General features: G+C 55.9%; 11 protein-coding genes. 8 read left to right on the forward strand and 3 right to left on the reverse strand.

The annotated features are described in order from the left end of the window. Positions 1-23 precede the first annotated feature (23 nt). Both Q1K07_RS10850 and Q1K07_RS10855 read left to right on the forward strand, forming a co-directional pair. Complete coding sequence (locus Q1K07_RS10850; RefSeq protein WP_300310662.1) at positions 24-1,928, forward strand: SLC13 family permease; 1,905 nt, start codon at positions 24-26, stop codon at positions 1,926-1,928. Positions 1,929-2,128: 200 nt separating this feature from the next. Beyond that, positions 2,129-3,244 carry a PLP-dependent aminotransferase family protein gene (locus tag Q1K07_RS10855; protein WP_300310664.1) on the forward strand — a complete coding sequence of 372 codons (1,116 nt, stop codon included), beginning with the start codon at positions 2,129-2,131 and terminating at the stop codon, positions 3,242-3,244. Between the two features lie 118 nt (positions 3,245-3,362). Here the strand turns inward: Q1K07_RS10855 and Q1K07_RS10860 are convergent, their stop codons facing one another. Beyond that, the gene (locus tag Q1K07_RS10860) at positions 3,363-5,825 is read right to left on the reverse strand and encodes an acyl-CoA dehydrogenase (RefSeq protein ID WP_300310666.1); all 2,463 of its coding nucleotides are present in this window, start codon (positions 5,823-5,825) and stop codon (positions 3,363-3,365) included. Between the two features lie 291 nt (positions 5,826-6,116). Between Q1K07_RS10860 and Q1K07_RS10865 the strand changes: the two genes are divergently transcribed. The 3 genes from Q1K07_RS10865 to Q1K07_RS10875 are packed head-to-tail and all read left to right on the forward strand — an operon-like array spanning position 6,117 to position 8,946. Further along, the gene (locus tag Q1K07_RS10865; RefSeq protein ID WP_300310668.1) at positions 6,117-6,554 is read left to right on the forward strand and encodes a hypothetical protein; all 438 of its coding nucleotides are present in this window, start codon (positions 6,117-6,119) and stop codon (positions 6,552-6,554) included. Between the two features lie 20 nt (positions 6,555-6,574). After that, on the forward strand, positions 6,575-7,537 hold the full coding sequence (gene arsS / locus Q1K07_RS10870) for an arsenosugar biosynthesis radical SAM (seleno)protein ArsS (RefSeq protein WP_300310670.1): 963 nt from the start codon (positions 6,575-6,577) through the stop codon (positions 7,535-7,537). Then, entirely contained in the window at positions 7,534-8,946 is a 1,413-nt protein-coding gene (locus Q1K07_RS10875) for a hypothetical protein (protein ID WP_300310672.1), read from the forward strand. The genes arsS and Q1K07_RS10875 overlap by 4 nt, the downstream gene beginning before the upstream one ends. 71 nt (positions 8,947-9,017) lie before the next feature. Here the strand turns inward: Q1K07_RS10875 and mtnK are convergent, their stop codons facing one another. After that, positions 9,018-10,295: an S-methyl-5-thioribose kinase gene (gene mtnK / locus Q1K07_RS10880; protein WP_300310674.1), complete on the reverse strand. Its 1,278-nt coding sequence runs from the start codon at positions 10,293-10,295 to the stop codon at positions 9,018-9,020. Positions 10,296-11,422: 1,127 nt separating this feature from the next. Between mtnK and Q1K07_RS10885 the strand changes: the two genes are divergently transcribed. From Q1K07_RS10885 to Q1K07_RS10895, 3 genes are read left to right on the forward strand one after another with little or no spacing between them, the layout of a single operon-like run. Continuing rightward, positions 11,423-12,769 (forward strand): cytochrome c, encoded by a 1,347-nt coding sequence (locus Q1K07_RS10885; RefSeq protein ID WP_300310676.1) that lies wholly within the window; start codon positions 11,423-11,425, stop codon positions 12,767-12,769. Next, positions 12,766-13,236, forward strand: coding sequence for a (2Fe-2S)-binding protein (locus tag Q1K07_RS10890; protein ID WP_300310678.1), 471 nt, complete (start codon positions 12,766-12,768; stop codon positions 13,234-13,236). Before Q1K07_RS10885 ends, Q1K07_RS10890 begins: the two co-directional genes overlap by 4 nt. Beyond that, the gene (locus Q1K07_RS10895; protein ID WP_300310680.1) at positions 13,233-15,575 is read left to right on the forward strand and encodes a molybdopterin cofactor-binding domain-containing protein; all 2,343 of its coding nucleotides are present in this window, start codon (positions 13,233-13,235) and stop codon (positions 15,573-15,575) included. Before Q1K07_RS10890 ends, Q1K07_RS10895 begins: the two co-directional genes overlap by 4 nt. A gap of 204 nt (positions 15,576-15,779) precedes the next feature. Here Q1K07_RS10895 and betA read toward each other — a convergent pair whose 3' ends face one another. Further along, entirely contained in the window at positions 15,780-17,492 is a 1,713-nt protein-coding gene (gene betA, locus Q1K07_RS10900; RefSeq protein WP_300310682.1) for a choline dehydrogenase, read from the reverse strand. Positions 17,493-17,563 lie beyond the last annotated feature (71 nt).

Genomic DNA, 17,563 nt, shown 5'->3' on the forward strand with positions numbered 1-17,563 from the left:
GTGACGACACAGGGAGGTGCAACATGACGGGGTTATCGGGTGGCATGGCGGGGTTATCAGATAGTACGCAAATCTTCATCGTCCTCGGATTGACGCTGGCAGCGTTCGTCTGGGGACGTTTTCGTTATGACCTGGTGGCGGTCAGTGCGCTGCTGGTATCGGTAGTGCTTGGGCTGGTTCCTGCCGATGACGCCTTCATGGGGTTTGGCCATCCTGCGGTCATCACGGTGGCGGCTGTACTGGTGCTGAGCAAAGGGTTCGAGCGTTCAGGGCTGGTGGATGTGATCGCCGAACAGGCCTTGAAGGTCGGTAGTCAATTGACACTGCAGTTGCTGGTTCTGACCGGTGTGGTGATGGTGTTGTCGGCAGTGATGAACAATGTCGGAGCACTGGCACTGCTGCTGCCGGTTGCGCTGCGCATGGCCAGGGAGCACAACATCTCGCCGTCGATATTGTTGATGCCGTTGGCCTTTGCATCACTGCTGGGAGGGTTGATGACCCTGATCGGCACACCACCCAATATCATCATCGCCAGCTTCCGCGCCACTCAGACGGGAGAAGCTTTCGGTATGTTCTCCTTTTTCCCGGTGGGGGCTGTCGTAGGCATTGCAGGCCTGGCCTTCATCATTCTGCTGGGCTGGCGCCTGGTGCCCCAAAGAGCCAGCAAGGCGAGCACGGAGGCCATGTTCGAGACTTCGGAATATCTGGTGGAATTGCGTGTGGACGAAGATTCCAAGGCCAATGGCTGGTCATTGCGCGAACTCCGACAGGCACTTGAGGAGCCGATGCCGATCCTGGGTGTCATCCGTGATGACAAGCGGCGGCCAGGACATGCCTTCATGGGGGCCTTGCAGGAAGGCGATATCCTGCTGATGGAAGTCGGCCCCGACGAGATGAAGCTTCTGGCGGACAAGGCCGGCCTGAAGCTGGGGCGCCGTGATGAAGAAGAGGCCGGTGCGGTGGACAGCGCGGATAAGGGAAAATCAGCAACAAAGGCTGACAATGGCAATGACGATAAGCAGGCCAGCAAGCAAGACAAGAACAAGCAAGACAAGAACAAGGTTGATACCGAGGGGCTGCAACTGATTGAAGCGGTGATTCGCAATGACTCGGTGATGGTCAACCGGACGGTCGGTCAGTTACGCCTGCACAATCAACATGGGCTGCATCTGGTGGCGGTGGCCCGTGACGGGGTACGTCTCAAGCAACGCCTGCGTGACATTCGCTTCCAGCCAGGAGATGTCCTGCTGTTGCAAGGAGACGAAGGCGACATTGCCGAGAGTCTCTCTGCGCTGGACTGCCTGCCGCTGGCCAGCCGCGACCTGACAATTGGGCAACCTCGATTGTTGCTGATGTCCATTGGTATTTTCGCCCTTGCCATCGTGGCCATGCTGCTCGACTTCATGTCATCGGCGGTTGCATTGTCCGCGGCCGCGGTGGTCTCTCTGTTGATCGGGGTATTGCCATTGCGTGATGCCTACAAGGCCATTGATGGGCCGATCATCGTGCTGCTTGCCGCCATGCTGCCCGTGGGGCAAGCTCTGGAGAGCAGTGGCGGGGCGGCCATGGTGGCCGAGTGGATGCTGACACTGGGTAGCCAATGGCCACCAGTGGTCACGTTGGTGGCATTGTTCGGGATTACCATGATGCTTTCGGATGTGATCAACAATGCGGCCGCAGCCGTGCTGATGGCGCCTATAGCTGTCAGTCTGGCCAGCGGTTTTGACGTGTCCATGGACCCCTTCCTGATGGTGGTGGCCATCAGCGCCTCCTGCGCCTTCCTGACGCCGATTGGACATCAGTCCAACACGCTGGTCATGGGGCCGGGTGGCTATCGCTTTGGTGATTACTGGCGCATGGGGTTGCCACTGGAGCTGCTGGTGCTGGCAGTGTCCATTCCGATGATTTTATGGGTCTGGCCGTTATAGGTGCCAGTTTCTATGCAGTGTCGAGACCAACTCCTGTATGTCGCATGAATTCGATGACAAAGGGCATGGCAGTAGACAAGAGTATGGTGATAGCGAAGGGAGTAGGACGATGAGGAAAAGTCATGCGCAACACTGCTAGGCCGTCTCGTTTCACATCATCACCCGTCAGGGACCTTCTGGAAGTGGCCAGAAAGGAGGGCATGATATCGCTGGCGGGCGGCATGCCGAATAGCGATTTGATGGATATCGAGGGATTGGATGCAGCCTGCCGGACCTGGTTGTCCGATTCGCCAGCGAAGTCTCGTTATCAGTACAGCCTGACAGAAGGAGAACCTTCGCTCAGGCAAATGATAAGTGATCGGTTTCTCTCCTATGACCAAGGGGTGGACATCCATGACGTGCTGATAACGACGGGATCTCAACAAGGACTTGAGCTGGCGTTCCATGTGGCTGTTGCGCCTGGAGAGAAAGTCATTGTTGAGCGCCCGACCTACCTTGCCGCCTTGCAGATCCTGGATATTGCAGGCATCGAGATGGCAAGTGCTGGTGGCGACGAGGATGGAATAGCGCTTGATGAAGTCGAGGACCTGGCTCAATCTTCGAAGGTCGGTGCGGTGTATGTCGTGCCGGACTTTGCCAATCCAACTGGGCGGGTCATGGCACTGGAGCGGCGTAGAGCCCTTATTGAACTGTCTGAAAAGTATGGTTTTTATATCATCGAAGATAACCCTTATGGGAAATTGCGCTTTTCAGGACAGGAGCTCCCCAGCATTCATCAGCTTGCGCGCTCGATGGGTAGCCATAACTGCATACATGTGGCGTCCTTTTCGAAGTTCATCTCTCCTGGATTGCGTGTTGGCTGGGTGACGGCAGAGCCAAGCCTGCTCAGGGATATGGTGATCATGAAGCAGTCCAAGGATCTGCATACCAGCACCATGTCGCAAAACATTGTCTCCCACTATCTGGCGTCGGGGCGATTGGAAGCGAATCTAGACAAGGCAGTACAGGGTTACCGGCAACGCATGCATGCACTGGCGGATGCACTGAACTCAGAGCTTGCGGGCAGCATCAGCTTCACACGTCCCGAAGGCGGTATGTTCCTGTGGGGCACGCTTGAGCAAGATGTGGAGGCTTCCACCTTGCTGCAACTGGCCCTTGAAGAAGGAGTAGCATTTGTCCCCGGTGCGGAGTTCTATCCTGCTGAAGCCCGCTACGAGGGAGCTAATCAAATGCGGCTTTCATATTCGGGCATCACGCCGGAGCAAGCCGGGCCCGCAGTCATGCGCTTGAAATCGGCCTTGCGCAAACTTGGTTGAGCATGCGTGCAGTGCCAAAGAGGCAGGGCGAGAGTCGCTGGCCAGAAATGCAATACGCCCGGCTGATAAGCCGGGCGTATGCCTTTGCAGGTAGGTGACTGTCTTGACAGCGTGAATGTCACGCGGCGTCGGCGTGACGCACGAGCTTTTCCTTGTCGCTGACAAAGGCATCGAAGGCGAAGTCATCCACGCTGAGCATTTCCAGCACTTCTGCCTCACGCTCTCTCATGAACTGTGCATCCTCCTGGTTGATCACGCCTGCCTCAAGAGCGGCTTCAAGACGCTGTTCAGGATGCAGTGCCTGGGCGGGTAACTCGCCCTTGGCATAAGCCTTGTTGATGGTGCGGTACAGGGCCTCGGCACGGTCCTGGGTGGCGAGCAGCGCGTTGTAGTGAGCCAGAGGATTGTCCTCGGTACCATCCTGCTGATCCCAGCTGCCTGCCAGCAGTTTGCTGCGTAGCGGGGTATGACGTGAGACCTGAGCGGCAATGTTGCGCGCAAGGTCGTCATGGGGCTTCGACCAGCGCCGACCACGCGGCATCACGACGAGCTTCAGGACGCGCCCCAATGCTCGGTTGGGCAGGTTATCGAACACTTCAACGAAGGCTTGTTCAGCACGATAGAGCAAGAAGATGCAGGCGTACTGGAACAGCGCTTTCTCTCCTTCGACCTTGTCGCCTTCATGCCAGTGCTTGATCACCATGCTGGTGAGATAGAGGTTGGCCAGGATGTCACCGAGACGCGCGGAGAGCATCTCGCGTTGCTTGAGAGCAGAACCGAGGCTGGCCATGGCGGCATCGGCGCATAGCCCGAAGCCGGCGGATAGACGCGCCACATCCTGAGCGAAGGGGGTGGCAACCTGGTCGAAGGGCGTCGCGGGCTGGCCGATACCCAGTCCTTGTGTCAGGCCCATGCTGAAAGCCCGGGCTGCATTGCCGAAAATCAACCCGGCATGCGCGAAGAAGGCTTTGTCGAAGCGGGCCTGGTCGTCGGTATCCTTGGCGGCCAGTTCTTCGAGCACATAAGGATGGCAGCGAATGGCTCCCTGGCCGAAGATCATCAGGTTGCGGGTCATGATATTGGCGCCTTCCACGGTGATGGCCACCGGGTTGGCGCTGTAGCCGACACCGATATAGTTGCGCGGACCAAGGGTAACCGCCTTGCCGCCATGGATGTCCATGGCATCGGCCAGCACTTCACGCTGAAATTCGGTCAGGTGGCTCTTGAGAATGGCGGAAGGTACAGAAGGTGCTTCCCCATGGTCGATGGTGTTGGCGGTCTGGTAGACCACGGCATTGGCGATATAGCCCTTGGCTGCCATGCGTGCCAGAGGCTCTTGAACACCTTCCATTTCCGCGACGGGAACGTTGAACTGACGACGAATGCGGGCGAAGCCTCCCGCCCAGCCGATGGCATAACGGCTAGTGCCCGTGGCGCCGGAGGGTAGGGTGATGCAACGTCCCACGGACAGGCATTCGACCAGCATGCGCCATCCTTCGCCAGCCATCTTTGGGCCGCCGATGATGGTATCCAGCGGGACGAACACATCCTGGCCGCGAATTGGGCCGTTCATGAATGGGCTGCCGATGGGGTGGTGACGACGGCCGATCTCCATACCCTCGGTATCGCGTGGCACCAGGGCGCAGGTGATGCCAAGGTCCTCTTCGTCACCCAACAGGTGATCCGGGTCGAACATGCGGAAGGCCAGGCCGACTACGGTGGCAATGGGCGCGAGAGTGATCCAGCGCTTGTTGAAGGTCAGGGAAAGGCCCAGCACTTCTTCTCCATCGATGACCTTCTTGCACACGATGCCGACATCCGGCAGGGAGGTGGCATCGGAGCCGGCGCGTGGTCCTGTCAGGCCGAAGCAGGGGATTTCACGGCCATCTGCCAGACGAGGCAGGTAGTAGTCTTTCTGTTCCTGAGTGCCGTACTTGAGCAGCAGTTCTCCGGGGCCAAGCGAATTGGGAACACCAACGGTGACCATCAATGTCTCATTGACGGCAAGTTTCTGCAGCACGGCAGACTGTGCCTTGGCGGAGAAGCCCAGCCCGCCGTATTCCTTCGGAATGATCATGCCGAAGAAACGTTCCTTCTTGATGTAGTTCCACAATTCCTCGGGCAGGTCAGCACGTTCCTTGGCAATGTCCCAGGAATTACACATACCGGCGGCCACGCTGCACTGATGGTCGATAAAGGCGCGTTCTTCTTCGCTCAGGCCATCATCATGAAATGACAGCAAGCGTTGCCAGTCCGGCTTGCCGGAGAACAGTTCTCCGTCCCAGGCGACGCTGCCAGCTTCGAGGGCCGTGCGCTCGGTTTCGGAGACCTTCGGGGCCACTTTCTTGAACATGGCGAACAGGCGGGCTGTCAGCCACTTGTTGCGCAAGGTGGGGAGGCCGCAGACAGCAATGATCGCAGCGCAGGCCAGCAGTACGACGGCGGCCAGGCTTGCCCCGCTTATCAGACCAATCAGCCCGAAGATTCCGGGCACTGCCAGGGCAGTAAGAGCACCGGCTTCGCGCCGAGCGACAAGGATCAGACCCACAAGGGTGAGCAACAGCAAGAGCAGGCTGAGCATGAGGCTCTCCAGTCAGGAAGAATTAAACACTTGTTTGAATACTGGCAGAGCCCTGCCGTTTCAGCAAGGAAAGGAGGGTGTGAAAGAAGGGCCCTTGGACCAATGTCGAGTATGACGCTGGAATGGGCAGGGTAAAAGGCGTGCACCTTACACTTTCCTGCCAAGTGTAAGGTTCGTGATCCTATATCGACATGTCTACGCGGCGGTTGGTTTGTGTGACTGCCACGTGGAAGCTCTTCCATGCGTTCGTACCCATGGCGGTCATGTGTAGGTTCGATGTGGTGGGCGAATATGGAAACAGGCAATGGAGCTCATGCAATGGCAGGACTAAAGACCAGTTTATTGTCATTACGTCTAGGTGTGTTTGTCGTGTTGTTCGCCTGGACGCTGGACAAGTTTCTCGACCCTGCCCATGGCAGCCGTGTCTTTGACGCTTTCTTTGGCATTGAGGGCGTAGGAAGCATCGCAATCCATGCATTGGGGATTCTTGAGTTGATCCTGGTGGTGGCATTTGTCAGCGGAAGCTTCAAACGCATCAGCTATGGTCTGGTGCTGATGCTACATGGGATCACAACGTTGGTGACAATCCCTTCGATGGTGACAGATCCATTCGGCAACCTGTTGTTCTTTGCTGCGTTTCCCATGCTGGCGGCGTGCTGGACGCTGTATGTGATGCGTGACCACGACACGTTGCTGACCGTGAAACGTGGCAAAAGCTTAAATGCATGATGTCAGAACACAGGTGATTCATGCTTGATACCAGAGAATATCTTATCGCCGGCGGTTTTCCGCCGATCAGACGTCGCACACTGCGCACACTGCAGGTGAATATCGGTTATCTATGCAACCTGTCCTGCACGCACTGCCATGTTGCTGCCAGCCCGCGCCGCACCGAGATGATGGATGAAGATACGCAGGCGCTGGTGCTGAAATTCATCGAGCGGCATGACATCAAGACGCTCGATCTGACGGGAGGTGCCCCGGAAATGATGCCGGCGTTCCGCCCTCTGGTGAAAGCCGCGCACAAACGCGGTGTGCATGTCATTGATCGCAGCAACTTGACCATTCTGGTGGAGCCGGGCCACGAAGATCTGGTGGCATTTCTCGCTGCACATCGGGTCGAAGTCGTGGCATCCCTACCTTGTTATACCGAGGACAATGTTGACGCTCAACGCGGCAAGGGAGTGTTCAATGCCAGCATCGAAGGTCTGCGTAGGCTCAATGCAGCGGGTTATGGGAGTGGCGAGCCAGGTGCACCGAAGTTGCACCTGGTGTTCAATCCTGGCGGCCCTAGCCTGCCACCACCACAACAACAGCTGGAGCAAGCCTACAAGCAAGAACTGGCGGATCAGTTTGGCATCCGGTTCGACGGCTTGTTCACCATCACCAATATGCCGATTGCACGCTTTGGTAGCCAGTTGATCTCTAGAGGAGAGCTCAACGATTACATGACACTACTCAAGGATAGCCATTGTGATGCCAACCTTGAGCGCGTGATGTGCCGAGATACCTTGTCAGTGGATTATCGCGGCTATACCTACGACTGTGATTTCAATCAAATGCTTGATATGCCTCTGGGTGGCAAGCAGCGAACCCTGCACCTGCGGGATCTGCTGGAACACGATTTTTCCCATCAGCCAATTCAGGTTGCAAGTCACTGCTATGGCTGTACGGCAGGGCAAGGTTCAAGCTGTGGAGGCGCGCTGGCATGAGTACGACATTCCTCATGGCCTTCTGGGGGTTTCTATGTGTCTATGGCGTACTACTGGTGTGGCTGACCCCACGAGCCTCGAACGCAGAAGGCTTCTTCAATGGGGTGGTGAATGGGCGAGCGGTATCCATGCCGATGCTGACATTGTCAGTATTCATCTCCTGGATCTTTGCCAAATCGATTACCAATGCCGCTAACCTCGGTGCCTCCTACGGACTGGTGGGAGGGCTGGCCTATGCGACCTGGTGGTTATCGATTCCGGTTGCTGGCGTGGTCATCCTTTATCTTCGTCGCCGTTTCGCCGCTACCGGGCTTGTGGCATTTCTGATGCAACGCTATGGCCGTGCTGCTGCATTGGCCTTCTCGCTGGCGATCCTGGTGCGGCTATATAACGAGATATGGAGTAATACCGCAGTGGTAGGCGGTTATTTTGGTGCGCCTGGCTCGACAGGTTTCATTGCCGCAGCGTTGGCCTTCACCGGCTTTACCCTGGTTTACAGTCTCAAGGGAGGCATGCGGGGTTCTCTGTTCACAGATGCTATCCAGAGCGCACTGTTTGTCGTTCTGCTTGGATTGGTCATGTTCTGGGTATTGCCTCGGACAAGCACCAATGAAACGTCCCTGTTGCATGCGGGTGAGTGGACGCTGGCGGGAGGCGTTGACCTCCTGCTGGTAGCGATGCTGCAGGTGTTCAGTTATCCCTTCCATGATCCCGTACTGACGGATAGAGGCTTCCTTAACCGAGAGCGCGATATGCTGAGGGCCTTTATCATCGCAGGAGTGGCCGGGTTCCTGGCGATAGCCCTGTTCAGCCTGGTGGGCGTTCAGGCATACGTAGAGGGTATTGAGATCAATGGTAATGCACCTGCTGCTGTAGCAGCGTTGCTGGGAAGCGGCACTTTGCTGTTGATGTCGATGCTGATGATCGCTGCGGCAGGCTCGACCTTGGATTCCACCTTTGCTTCGCTGTCGGCATCATTGGCCCGTGATATTCCGGCCTTGGCTGAGCGTCTGCCCAGTACCCAGCAGTGGCGTAATGGCGCCATTGTCATGGTGGTGTTTGCGGTACTGGGTAACCTGCCAATGTTGGCAGGCACGGATATTCTCAAGGCAACGACCATTTCCGGGACCATGGTCATGGGACTGGCGCCGGTATTTATCCTTGCTCGCTACTCTTCTGGGGCATCGAGCTTCCATCTGGCCTTCTGGCCGGGTATGGCCTTTGGCTTAATGCATGCTTTTGGAATGTTGCCCGATTGGATGGCCATTGGTGATGGAAAATATGCATTGTTGCTGGGGGCGAATGCTTGGGGACTGCTAGTGTGTTGCATCGGTTTTTTCCTGCCAAGGTTATGGCAAGCCAGGAATATACAGGAGTCACTACCTGCAGTGACTGTGCAGCAAGATTGAAGTTGAAACATGTGTAGAGCAAGACACTGGTGGCGAAGATGCCACCAGTGTCTTTCCATTGCCAGTCTGTTTTATTCTGGCCTGGATGAGGGGCAGCAAAGGAGCCGTTCGGCACAGAGCAGGGCATCGCCGAGGGTGTGATATTCATGACGCTTCAATAGCCATTGACGGGCGATTTGAAGGGCTTGCTGTTCGAGATCCGCGCGTAGCGATGGGTTGGCGATATGCTCGAAGTCCTCTACATGCGCTATGCCGATGATGCGACGAATGATCTCGGCACCGGCGAAACCGAGGCTATCGGCAAGGATGGTGTGTAGGTGTCGGTCGAGCAGCATGTCGAGGCTTTCCACATCGAGGTGCATTGCGCTGATGAAGTCGCCAGCATGTGTGTGGGCCAATGCGCGAAAACGTTGCGTGAAACGTTGCCATAGCTGATGAATGCAGGACAGCAGCCAATGGCTCATGTCCTCTTGCTCGCGAAGTGATTGGCGATGCCCCGGTTGACTGATGGCAGCCATCAACAGGTTGCCCATCAGGACGCCTGAATCAAACCCCATTGGACCATGAAACGCCCACTCAGCATCAATGACCCGGTTGTCACTGCCCTTGAGCATGATGGATCCAGTGTGAAGGTCACCGTGTATCAGTGCTTCTGAACGTGTACGAAAGACCTGTTTCATCTGAGTAACGGCCAGTTTCAACGGGATATCGGCGCGCAGCTGCCTGGCCATGCTTTCAGTGCCGGGTGACACTCGGTTCATGGGGTGGTGATGATAGGGACTGGTGAAGATGACATCTTCAGTGGTCTCACACAGTACGGCGTTGCCGCAAAAGGTCGCGGCCAGAGATTTCTTCTGCGGGGTAGAAAGGTGGTAGTCAGAGGTGAAGAACAGGCTGTGGGCAAGGAAATCACCTAACTGCACGCCCAGGTCAGGAAACTGCTGGCCCCGGATGAATGCCAGGCGGGCGACGCAGTGATGCCTGAGATCTTCCATGACCATCACGCCGAGTTGATGGTCATGATGCAACATCTGAGGTGATTGGTGCGGCGTCAGCCGGTTGTACCAGCCCAGAGCCTGGGCTTCGTAGTCGATACGGGAGACAGGAAATGGCCAGTCTTCACCGATGACGCGAATATAGGGTAATGCCTGCTTGATGATGACGGAGCCATTCGGGCCGCTCAGACGGTAGACGGCATTCATGTTGCCATCACTGATTTCATCGGTTTGCCAGTGGTCGGCATGGCCACCAAGGATGGCCGCTACATTCGCCACCTTGGCCATGACAGGAGCCAATTCGCTTATGCCGAGAATGCGGTAGTCCAGAGGACGAGGAAAGTTTTGGCTCATTAAGGCTCCTTGTTGTGCATAGCGAGCTCTCATGAGCTCAGTGATGTCTTGTCGCAGAAGGAGGCCATGTATTGCTTGTACCATTTGCAGAAGTAATGAATGGACGCTTAAGGCGGAGTGACTGCACTGCTTTAAAGCGTCTATCGCCGTCGATGTGAAAAGGCCCCGATGGAAAGTCGAGTCAGATTGTGAATTCCTTACATGAAGCGAATGATGATGGCCTCACGCAGCAACTCCGGCATTAAGCTGGGTGTGGAAGGAGAAGGCATTGCGATGTGATTCGGTCCGCCACCGTCGCTCTCAAGAAAAGGCGCGTATAAAGAGCTAGGGGGCGAAGCTCTCGAAATATCGTATTGATGAATCATTGACCATTATGAAGGCCCCTTTCATGCTCGGCATGAATAATATAGTTCAATAGAGAAATGTATTTCATTATAAAATCTATTCATCTGTACGGTTTCGATAATTTTTTAGAGCTCTTTTCATCAGAAAATATGACTTATATTATAATTCTGGGTTAATGAAATGCTTTTCTGATAAACCACGTTATCATCAGTATGACGGTTTCTCTGAAATCTTGGTAGGTTCTGAAATCTTGGTAGTTCATAAAGGTAATATAAAGAAACAAGAATCTTGCAAAAGAATGGGTTTGGTTATAGAGACTTTGGCAATAAGCTGATTTATCGTGAATTTCCCCTTGGTTTTGCTCGTTCTGGCTTTTCTAGGAATCGTTGATTTTACTTTTGGAAATTTTATAGGGTGGTTCTATTATAGGCATTTTGGTTGTTGGTCGGCGCGCCTTATATTTGTTCTGCTATGTACAATGTATTGTCAGAATGTCTTGACTAAAAAATTAAGGAGGAGCATGTCGAAATATATGTCAATAAGTTAAGTGAAAATTCTCTACCTGATGAGATAAAATTTATCGCCATTAGGTTAGTAAGTGTGCTTTTTGTAGGAATTTTGAGTCAAGGTTTTCAGATCTATCTTTAGATTGTTGCTGTCATAATTCCAGATGATAAAACGGTATTGTTTGATGCTGATCGATAAGACGTCCATTGCCTAGTGTTTTATAGTGGAGGCAGAATTCATGTTGGCTACAATCATCTTTGGAAAGTGGTGTTCCGATGAAATGGCGTAGGGCTCTATTAGCCGGCAGTGCCACGGTGGTGTTGGGGGTTCTTGGCTTTCTCGCCTATGCCTATGAGTCTCCGATCGATCCGGTTGATCGGCCGTCTGCCGATAGCTTTGCGCCTGAGCTGGTGGAAAAGGGCCGTATTCTGGCTGCTGCCGGAGATTGCGAAACATGCCACTCTGCCCCGGGGCGTCCTCGGTTCTCCGGTGGCCTCGGACTGCCGACCCCTTTTGGGGTGTTATACACAACAAATATTACCCCGGATCCGCAGTACGGAATCGGTCGTTGGTCGAAGGAAGCATTTCGGCGTGCGATGCGCGAAGGCGTACGACGCGATGGAGCACACCTGTATCCCGGGTTTCCCTACACAGCCTACAAGAACGTGACCGAGTCTGATATTGATGCCATCTACGCTTACCTGATGACGCAAGAACCGGTCGCGATGGACCCGCCTGAAAATGGCATCATCTTTCCGTTCAATTACCGCTTCTTTCAAGCTGGCTGGAAACTGCTGTTTTTCGACCCAGCTCCCTTGACCGTTGATCCCTCAAAATCAAAGCAGTGGAATCGTGGGGCCTATCTGGCTGAGGGCCTGGGCCACTGTTCTGCCTGCCATTCACCGCGCAACCTGCTGGGAGCCGAGAAGCAAGGGGGAGACAGATATACTGGAGCGCTGGTTGAAGGCTGGTATGCGCCTGCGCTCAACGGCGATACAGGCTCGCCACTTCCCTGGTCGAAAGACGAGCTTTATTCATACCTTCGTACAGGTGCGTCACCGTTGCATGGCGTGGCTGCTGGTCCAATGGCGCCGGTGATTTCCGATGGTCTTGCACAGCAGAGCGACGCCGATATCGAGGCGCTCGCGACGTATTTTGCCGACCTTGCCGACGCGCCCGAGCAGGTAGATGAGCAGACGATAGTCGAAGCGTTGCAATCCACGCGAGCCCCGTCGCTCTCGGAACTCGCGAGCCGTGGAAAGACGCTCTTCGAGGCCGGCTGCATTGCGTGCCACTATAACGAGCCAGACAAGGCCCCGAATATACTGCGCCCGGAGCTGGCGTTGAATACTGCTGTTACCGGGCCCAATCCATCGACGCTTATTCAAGCGATCCTCAATGGTGTCAATAAGCCGCACGGTCATCCGGATATTTTCATGCCCGGCTATGCCAGTTCGCTGACGGACGAAGATATTGCAGCCATCGCTGCCTATCTGCATGAAACCTACGCAACACCGATCGGGGCTATATCTCCTGCGTGGGCTGATCTTGCTGGCACGACCAAAGCACTACGCACCGAGAACACAGAGAAACAACACAGACAAGCGGAGGCCGCGCAATGATTGGTTTCATGCTCAATGGCCAGAAAGTCGAAAGCAAACTACCTCCAGATACTCCTTTGCTTTGGGCAATCCGGGATGAATTCAATCATACGGGAACAAAGTTCGGGTGTGGGATAGGTTTTTGCGGCGCCTGTACCGTTCATGTCGATGGACGCGCCGTACGCTCCTGTATCACGACGTTGGAGATGGTCGAGGGGGCTATTGTCACCACCATCGAAGGGCTTGGTGCGAGTGGGCAGCATCCGCTCCAGAAAGCCTGGATCAATGTGCAGGCACCACAATGTGGCTACTGCCAATCTGGGCAAATCATGCAGGCGGCAGCGCTACTCGTAGATTTTCCTGACCCTACGGATAACGATATTGCCCATGCGATGAACGGGAACCTTTGTCGATGCATGGCCTATTACCGGATCAGGGACGCAATAAAACTTGCGGCCAGTGAAATCAATCGGAGTAAAGAGGCATGAGCGGATTCGGGCGGATAGCCGCATATTACCGCAATCGTTTCGCTCCAGACGTGGCTAAGAGTGTTCCTGATTGCAATCTGATTCCATTGTCGCGCCGCAGCTTCATCATTGGCACCGGGGCGGCTGGTCTGTTGTTCGGGTTTGGCGGTGTTGGTCTCGGCACTGGAGTTGCCGAGGCGGCAATCGGCACTTCCCGAGACGGATACACGCCGACCCTGTGGTATTCCATCGCTGCTGATGGGGCCGTGACGGTCAACATCAAGTATGCCGAGATGGGACAGCATATCGGTACTGCGCTGGCCAGGATGGTTGCCGACGAGCTGGAAGTATCCTGGGACATGGTCAGGATCCATGCTGTCGACACTGACGCGAAATGGGGCTTGATGTCGACCGGCGGAAGCTATTCGGTCTTCGGAGAATTCAAGCCGCTCAGTCAGGCTGGTGCCGCTGGGCGCATTGCCATGATTGATGCTGCTGCACAACTTCTTGGCGGCGAAGCTTCGGCCTATACGGTTCGCAATGGGCGCATCAGCGGGCCCGGAGGTTCGATAACTTACGCAGAGCTTGTGTCGCAGGGCGCGGTCAACCGGGTATTCTCTCCGGACGAAATTGCCGGTATGCCGCTGAAGCCGATCAATGAACGACGCCTCATCGGATCACCTGGAAGGGCGCTCGACATTCCCGCGAAAGTCGATGGCACGGCCAAGTACGGCATTGATGCCAGAACCGAAGGAATGGTTTATGCCCGTCCGATCATCCCACCGACGCGCTATGGCAGCGTTGTCGAGACGATTAACGACACGGCTGCCAAATCGATACTGGGCTATCAGCAGACCATTGCCCTGGACGACCCCACCGGCTTTGTTGAAGGTTGGGTTGTCGTGCTTGCCGATACCTATCCGGCGGCGATGAAGGCAGCGCGCCTTGTCGAGGTGTCATGGTCTACCGGGCGCAATAGCACTGTTTCCGACAAGGATATTCTCGACTTCGGGCGCAAGCAGATCGACGACAGCAGCGGAGGCTCATTGCTGCGCGATGATGATGGTCTTGCTGACGCTTTTGCAAAAGCCAGTGAAAACCTGCAGGCCGAGTATACGACTTCTACCGTCATTCAGTTTACGCTTGAGCCGCTCAATGCCACTGCATGGCGCGACGATGATGGCCATTGGGAGGTTCTGACCGGAAATCAGTGGCAGTCGCTGATTCTTCCACATCTTGAATCAGCCGCAGGCGTTGAGTCTGGTCAGGTAACGATGCGTACTTATTATCTGGGCGGTGGGTATGGGCGGCGACTGTTTGGTGACTACGCCATTCCCGCCATTCTTGCATCAAAGGCTCTTGGAGGGCGCCCGGTCAAACTTTTGGCTGAGCGGGCTGAGGATAGCCGCTTCTCAACCCCTCGCTCGCCCTCTGTTCAGCGCTTCAAGGCTGCACTCCAGAAGGGTGATGTGGTTGGTATGGAGCACCATGCAAGCGCCGGATGGCCGACGGAAGTGATGTCACCCGGCGATCTTATAGAGGGGCTCAACAAGGTCAAGTTCGACCCCTTCGCTATCCACGGTGCAGAGCACTGGTATTCGCTTGGACCGCAAAAGCTGCGGGCACTGTCGAATACCCTTGCCAATGAAACCGTTGTTCCCGGTTGGCTCCGATCAGTTGCGGCTGGTTGGGTTAACTGGGGGCTCGAAAGCTTCGTTGATGAGCTTGCCCGCAAGCTTGGCCGAGACCCACTCGAATTCAGACTCGAGAGACTTAAGGCAGAAGGTAGAAACAAGGGCGAGGATCCCGTCTCAACGGGAGGGGCTTTGCGGCAAGCAGCCGTTCTGCGCAGGGCTGCGGAAATGTCGGGTTATGGCAACACGCTTCCGCCGGACACCGGGATCGGCATTGCCTGCACCCACGGACAGGAACGCGATGCGCCGACCTGGTGTGCCTGCGTTGCCCAGGTCCATGTTGATCGGGCAACGGGCAAGGTGACCTGCCAGCGCCTCGATATGGCGATAGATGCCGGATCGCTCATCCATCCCGATGGGGCGCTGGCGCAGGCTCAGGGTGGTGCTCTATGGGGCCTGTCCATGGCTCTTCACGAAGGAACGGAAATCGTCAATGCCCAGGTAAGGGATCTCAACCTTGACGCCTATAGCCCGCTGCGCATGGCTGATCTTCCCGAGTTGAACGTCGAGTTCATCGACAGTGGAACTGTACCGACAGGTCTTGGTGAGCCTCCCGTCACTGCCCCCGCACCGGCTATCGGCAATGCCATTTTCAATGCGATCGGAGTACGCATACGCCACCTGCCGATCCGCCCTGAGGACGTTCTGGCTGCGTTGAAAGAGTAAGCTGCAAGAATAAACTGGGTAAGAAAATCGCCGACCTGTGATCAGGTATCGGAAAGTTTCTGTCCTGCGATGAAGGCGTACGACTGACTTGGTGAAGTGAAAGAGCTTCGGCCTTCATGAGGCGGATGAGGGGGCTTACGCAGCAACCCCGGCTTCATGCCGGGGTTGGAAGGGTGCGCCGTATAGCAGAATGGTGGCGTAATGTCAGCCGATGGCATCACGCTCTGGCTGGACTTTGCGCATAGGCTCTTGCTGTGCCGGAGCACCGTTGGCGATGTAGTAAGGGGCATCGCTGGGAGGCGCCATTTCGCGGCCGCGGATCTTGTCGGCCATGCGTTCGGCCAGCATGATCGTCGGGGCATTGAGATTGCCCGTCGGAATGACCGGGAACAGCGAGGCATCCACCACGCGCAGGTTTTCAACACCATGCACGCGTCCTGCACCGTCGACAACACAGTCATCACCTTCGCCCATGCGACAGCTACCACAGGGATGGTAGGCGGTTTCGGCATGTTCGCGCACAAAAGCGTCCAGTTCATCGTCGCTCTGGATGTGCGCACCTGGGGAGATTTCACGACCGCGGTATTCGTCCAAGGCGGGCTGGTTCATGATTTCCCGAGTCAGGCGAATGGCATCGCGAAATTCCTGCCAATCCTTGTCGGTCGACATGTAATTGAACAGGATCGACGGCGCTGCCTTGGGATCACGCGAGGTCAGGCGTACTCGGCCCTCACTTTCTGAACGCATGGAGCCAACGTGTGCCTGGAAGCCGTGCGCCTGGACAGCACTCTTGCCGTTGTAGCTGATGGCGATGGGCAGGAAATGGTACTGCAGGTTCGGCCACTCTTCCGCATCGTTGGTGCGGATGAAGCCAGCTGCCTCGAAATGGTTGCTGGCGCCCAGCCCGCTGCCCATGAATAGCCATTCAGCCCCGATCTTGGGCTGGTTGTACCATTTCAGTGCCGGGTACAGGGAAATGGGCTTCTTGCATTCAAACTGGATATACATCTCCAGATGGTCCTGCAGATGCTTGCCGACGTTATCGTTGACATGTACGGCCTCAATGCCGAACTCGTCGAGCACATCCTTGGGGCCAATACCAGAGCGTTGCAGGATCTGGGGTGAGGCGATGGCACCAGCGCACAGCAGGACTTCACGTTGGGCGCGCACTTCCTGCACCTGGCCCTTGCGCTCATAGCGCACGCCAACGGCACGCTTGCCCTCGAACATGATGACGTCAGTAGTGGCATGTGTCTCGATGGTCAGGTTGGCGCGGCCCTTGGCCCGATCAAGATAGCCACGTGCGGTACTTGAGCGTCGACCATTCGGAGTGACAAAGCGGTCCATCGGACCGAAGCCTTCCTGCTGGTAGCCGTTGACATCCTCGGTGGCAGGATAGCCCGCTTGCTGGCCCGCCTCGATGAAGGCGTGGTACAGCGGGTTGTTATCTGCCTTGGGCGTCGTCACGCTGACGGGACCATCACCGCCGTGATAGTCATTGGGGCCGATATCACGGGTCTCTGCCTTGCGGAAGTAGGGCAGACAGTTACGGTAATGCCAGTCCTCCAGTCCCGAACGCTTGGCCCAGTTGTCGTAATCCAGCGCATTGCCACGGATGTAGCACATGCCGTTGATCAGCGAAGAGCCACCGAGTCCCTTGCCACGACCACATTCCATGCGTCGCCCGCTCATATGGGGCTCGGGATCGGTTTCGTAGGCCCAGTTATAGCGTTTGCCTTGAAGAGGGTAAGCCAGGGCGGCAGGCATTTGGGTGCGGAAGTCGAGCCGGTAGTCAGGACCACCAGCCTCCAGCAGCAGCACGCTGACATTTTCATCTTCTGTCAGGCGTGTCGCGAGCACATTGCCGGCTGAGCCGGCACCAATGATGACATAGTCGAATTGGCGAACTTGGGTCATGACTACCTCTTTGATGCGTGAAACACCAGAACGCTGAAAACACCTAAGTGTTCAAACCTGGCGCTCAAACC

The organism is Halomonas sp., from assembly GCF_029263665.1.
Classification (GTDB): domain Bacteria; phylum Pseudomonadota; class Gammaproteobacteria; order Pseudomonadales; family Halomonadaceae; genus Halomonas.

What these genes read in the sequence shown, in the direction of transcription:
- Q1K07_RS10890 (WP_300310678.1), top strand. Translation starts at nt 12,766, where the DNA reads ATGATTGGTTTCATGCTCAATGGCCAGAAAGTCGAAAGCAAACTACCT.
- betA (WP_300310682.1), bottom strand. Translation starts at nt 17,492, where the DNA reads ATGACCCAAGTTCGCCAATTCGACTATGTCATCATTGGTGCCGGCTCA.
- Q1K07_RS10875 (WP_300310672.1), top strand. Translation starts at nt 7,534, where the DNA reads ATGAGTACGACATTCCTCATGGCCTTCTGGGGGTTTCTATGTGTCTAT.
- Q1K07_RS10885 (WP_300310676.1), top strand. Translation starts at nt 11,423, where the DNA reads ATGAAATGGCGTAGGGCTCTATTAGCCGGCAGTGCCACGGTGGTGTTG.
- mtnK (WP_300310674.1), bottom strand. Translation starts at nt 10,295, where the DNA reads ATGAGCCAAAACTTTCCTCGTCCTCTGGACTACCGCATTCTCGGCATA.
- Q1K07_RS10895 (WP_300310680.1), top strand. Translation starts at nt 13,233, where the DNA reads ATGAGCGGATTCGGGCGGATAGCCGCATATTACCGCAATCGTTTCGCT.
- Q1K07_RS10850 (WP_300310662.1), top strand. Translation starts at nt 24, where the DNA reads ATGACGGGGTTATCGGGTGGCATGGCGGGGTTATCAGATAGTACGCAA.
- Q1K07_RS10855 (WP_300310664.1), top strand. Translation starts at nt 2,129, where the DNA reads ATGATATCGCTGGCGGGCGGCATGCCGAATAGCGATTTGATGGATATC.
- arsS (WP_300310670.1), top strand. Translation starts at nt 6,575, where the DNA reads ATGCTTGATACCAGAGAATATCTTATCGCCGGCGGTTTTCCGCCGATC.
- Q1K07_RS10860 (WP_300310666.1), bottom strand. Translation starts at nt 5,825, where the DNA reads ATGCTCAGCCTGCTCTTGCTGTTGCTCACCCTTGTGGGTCTGATCCTT.
- Q1K07_RS10865 (WP_300310668.1), top strand. Translation starts at nt 6,117, where the DNA reads ATGGAAACAGGCAATGGAGCTCATGCAATGGCAGGACTAAAGACCAGT.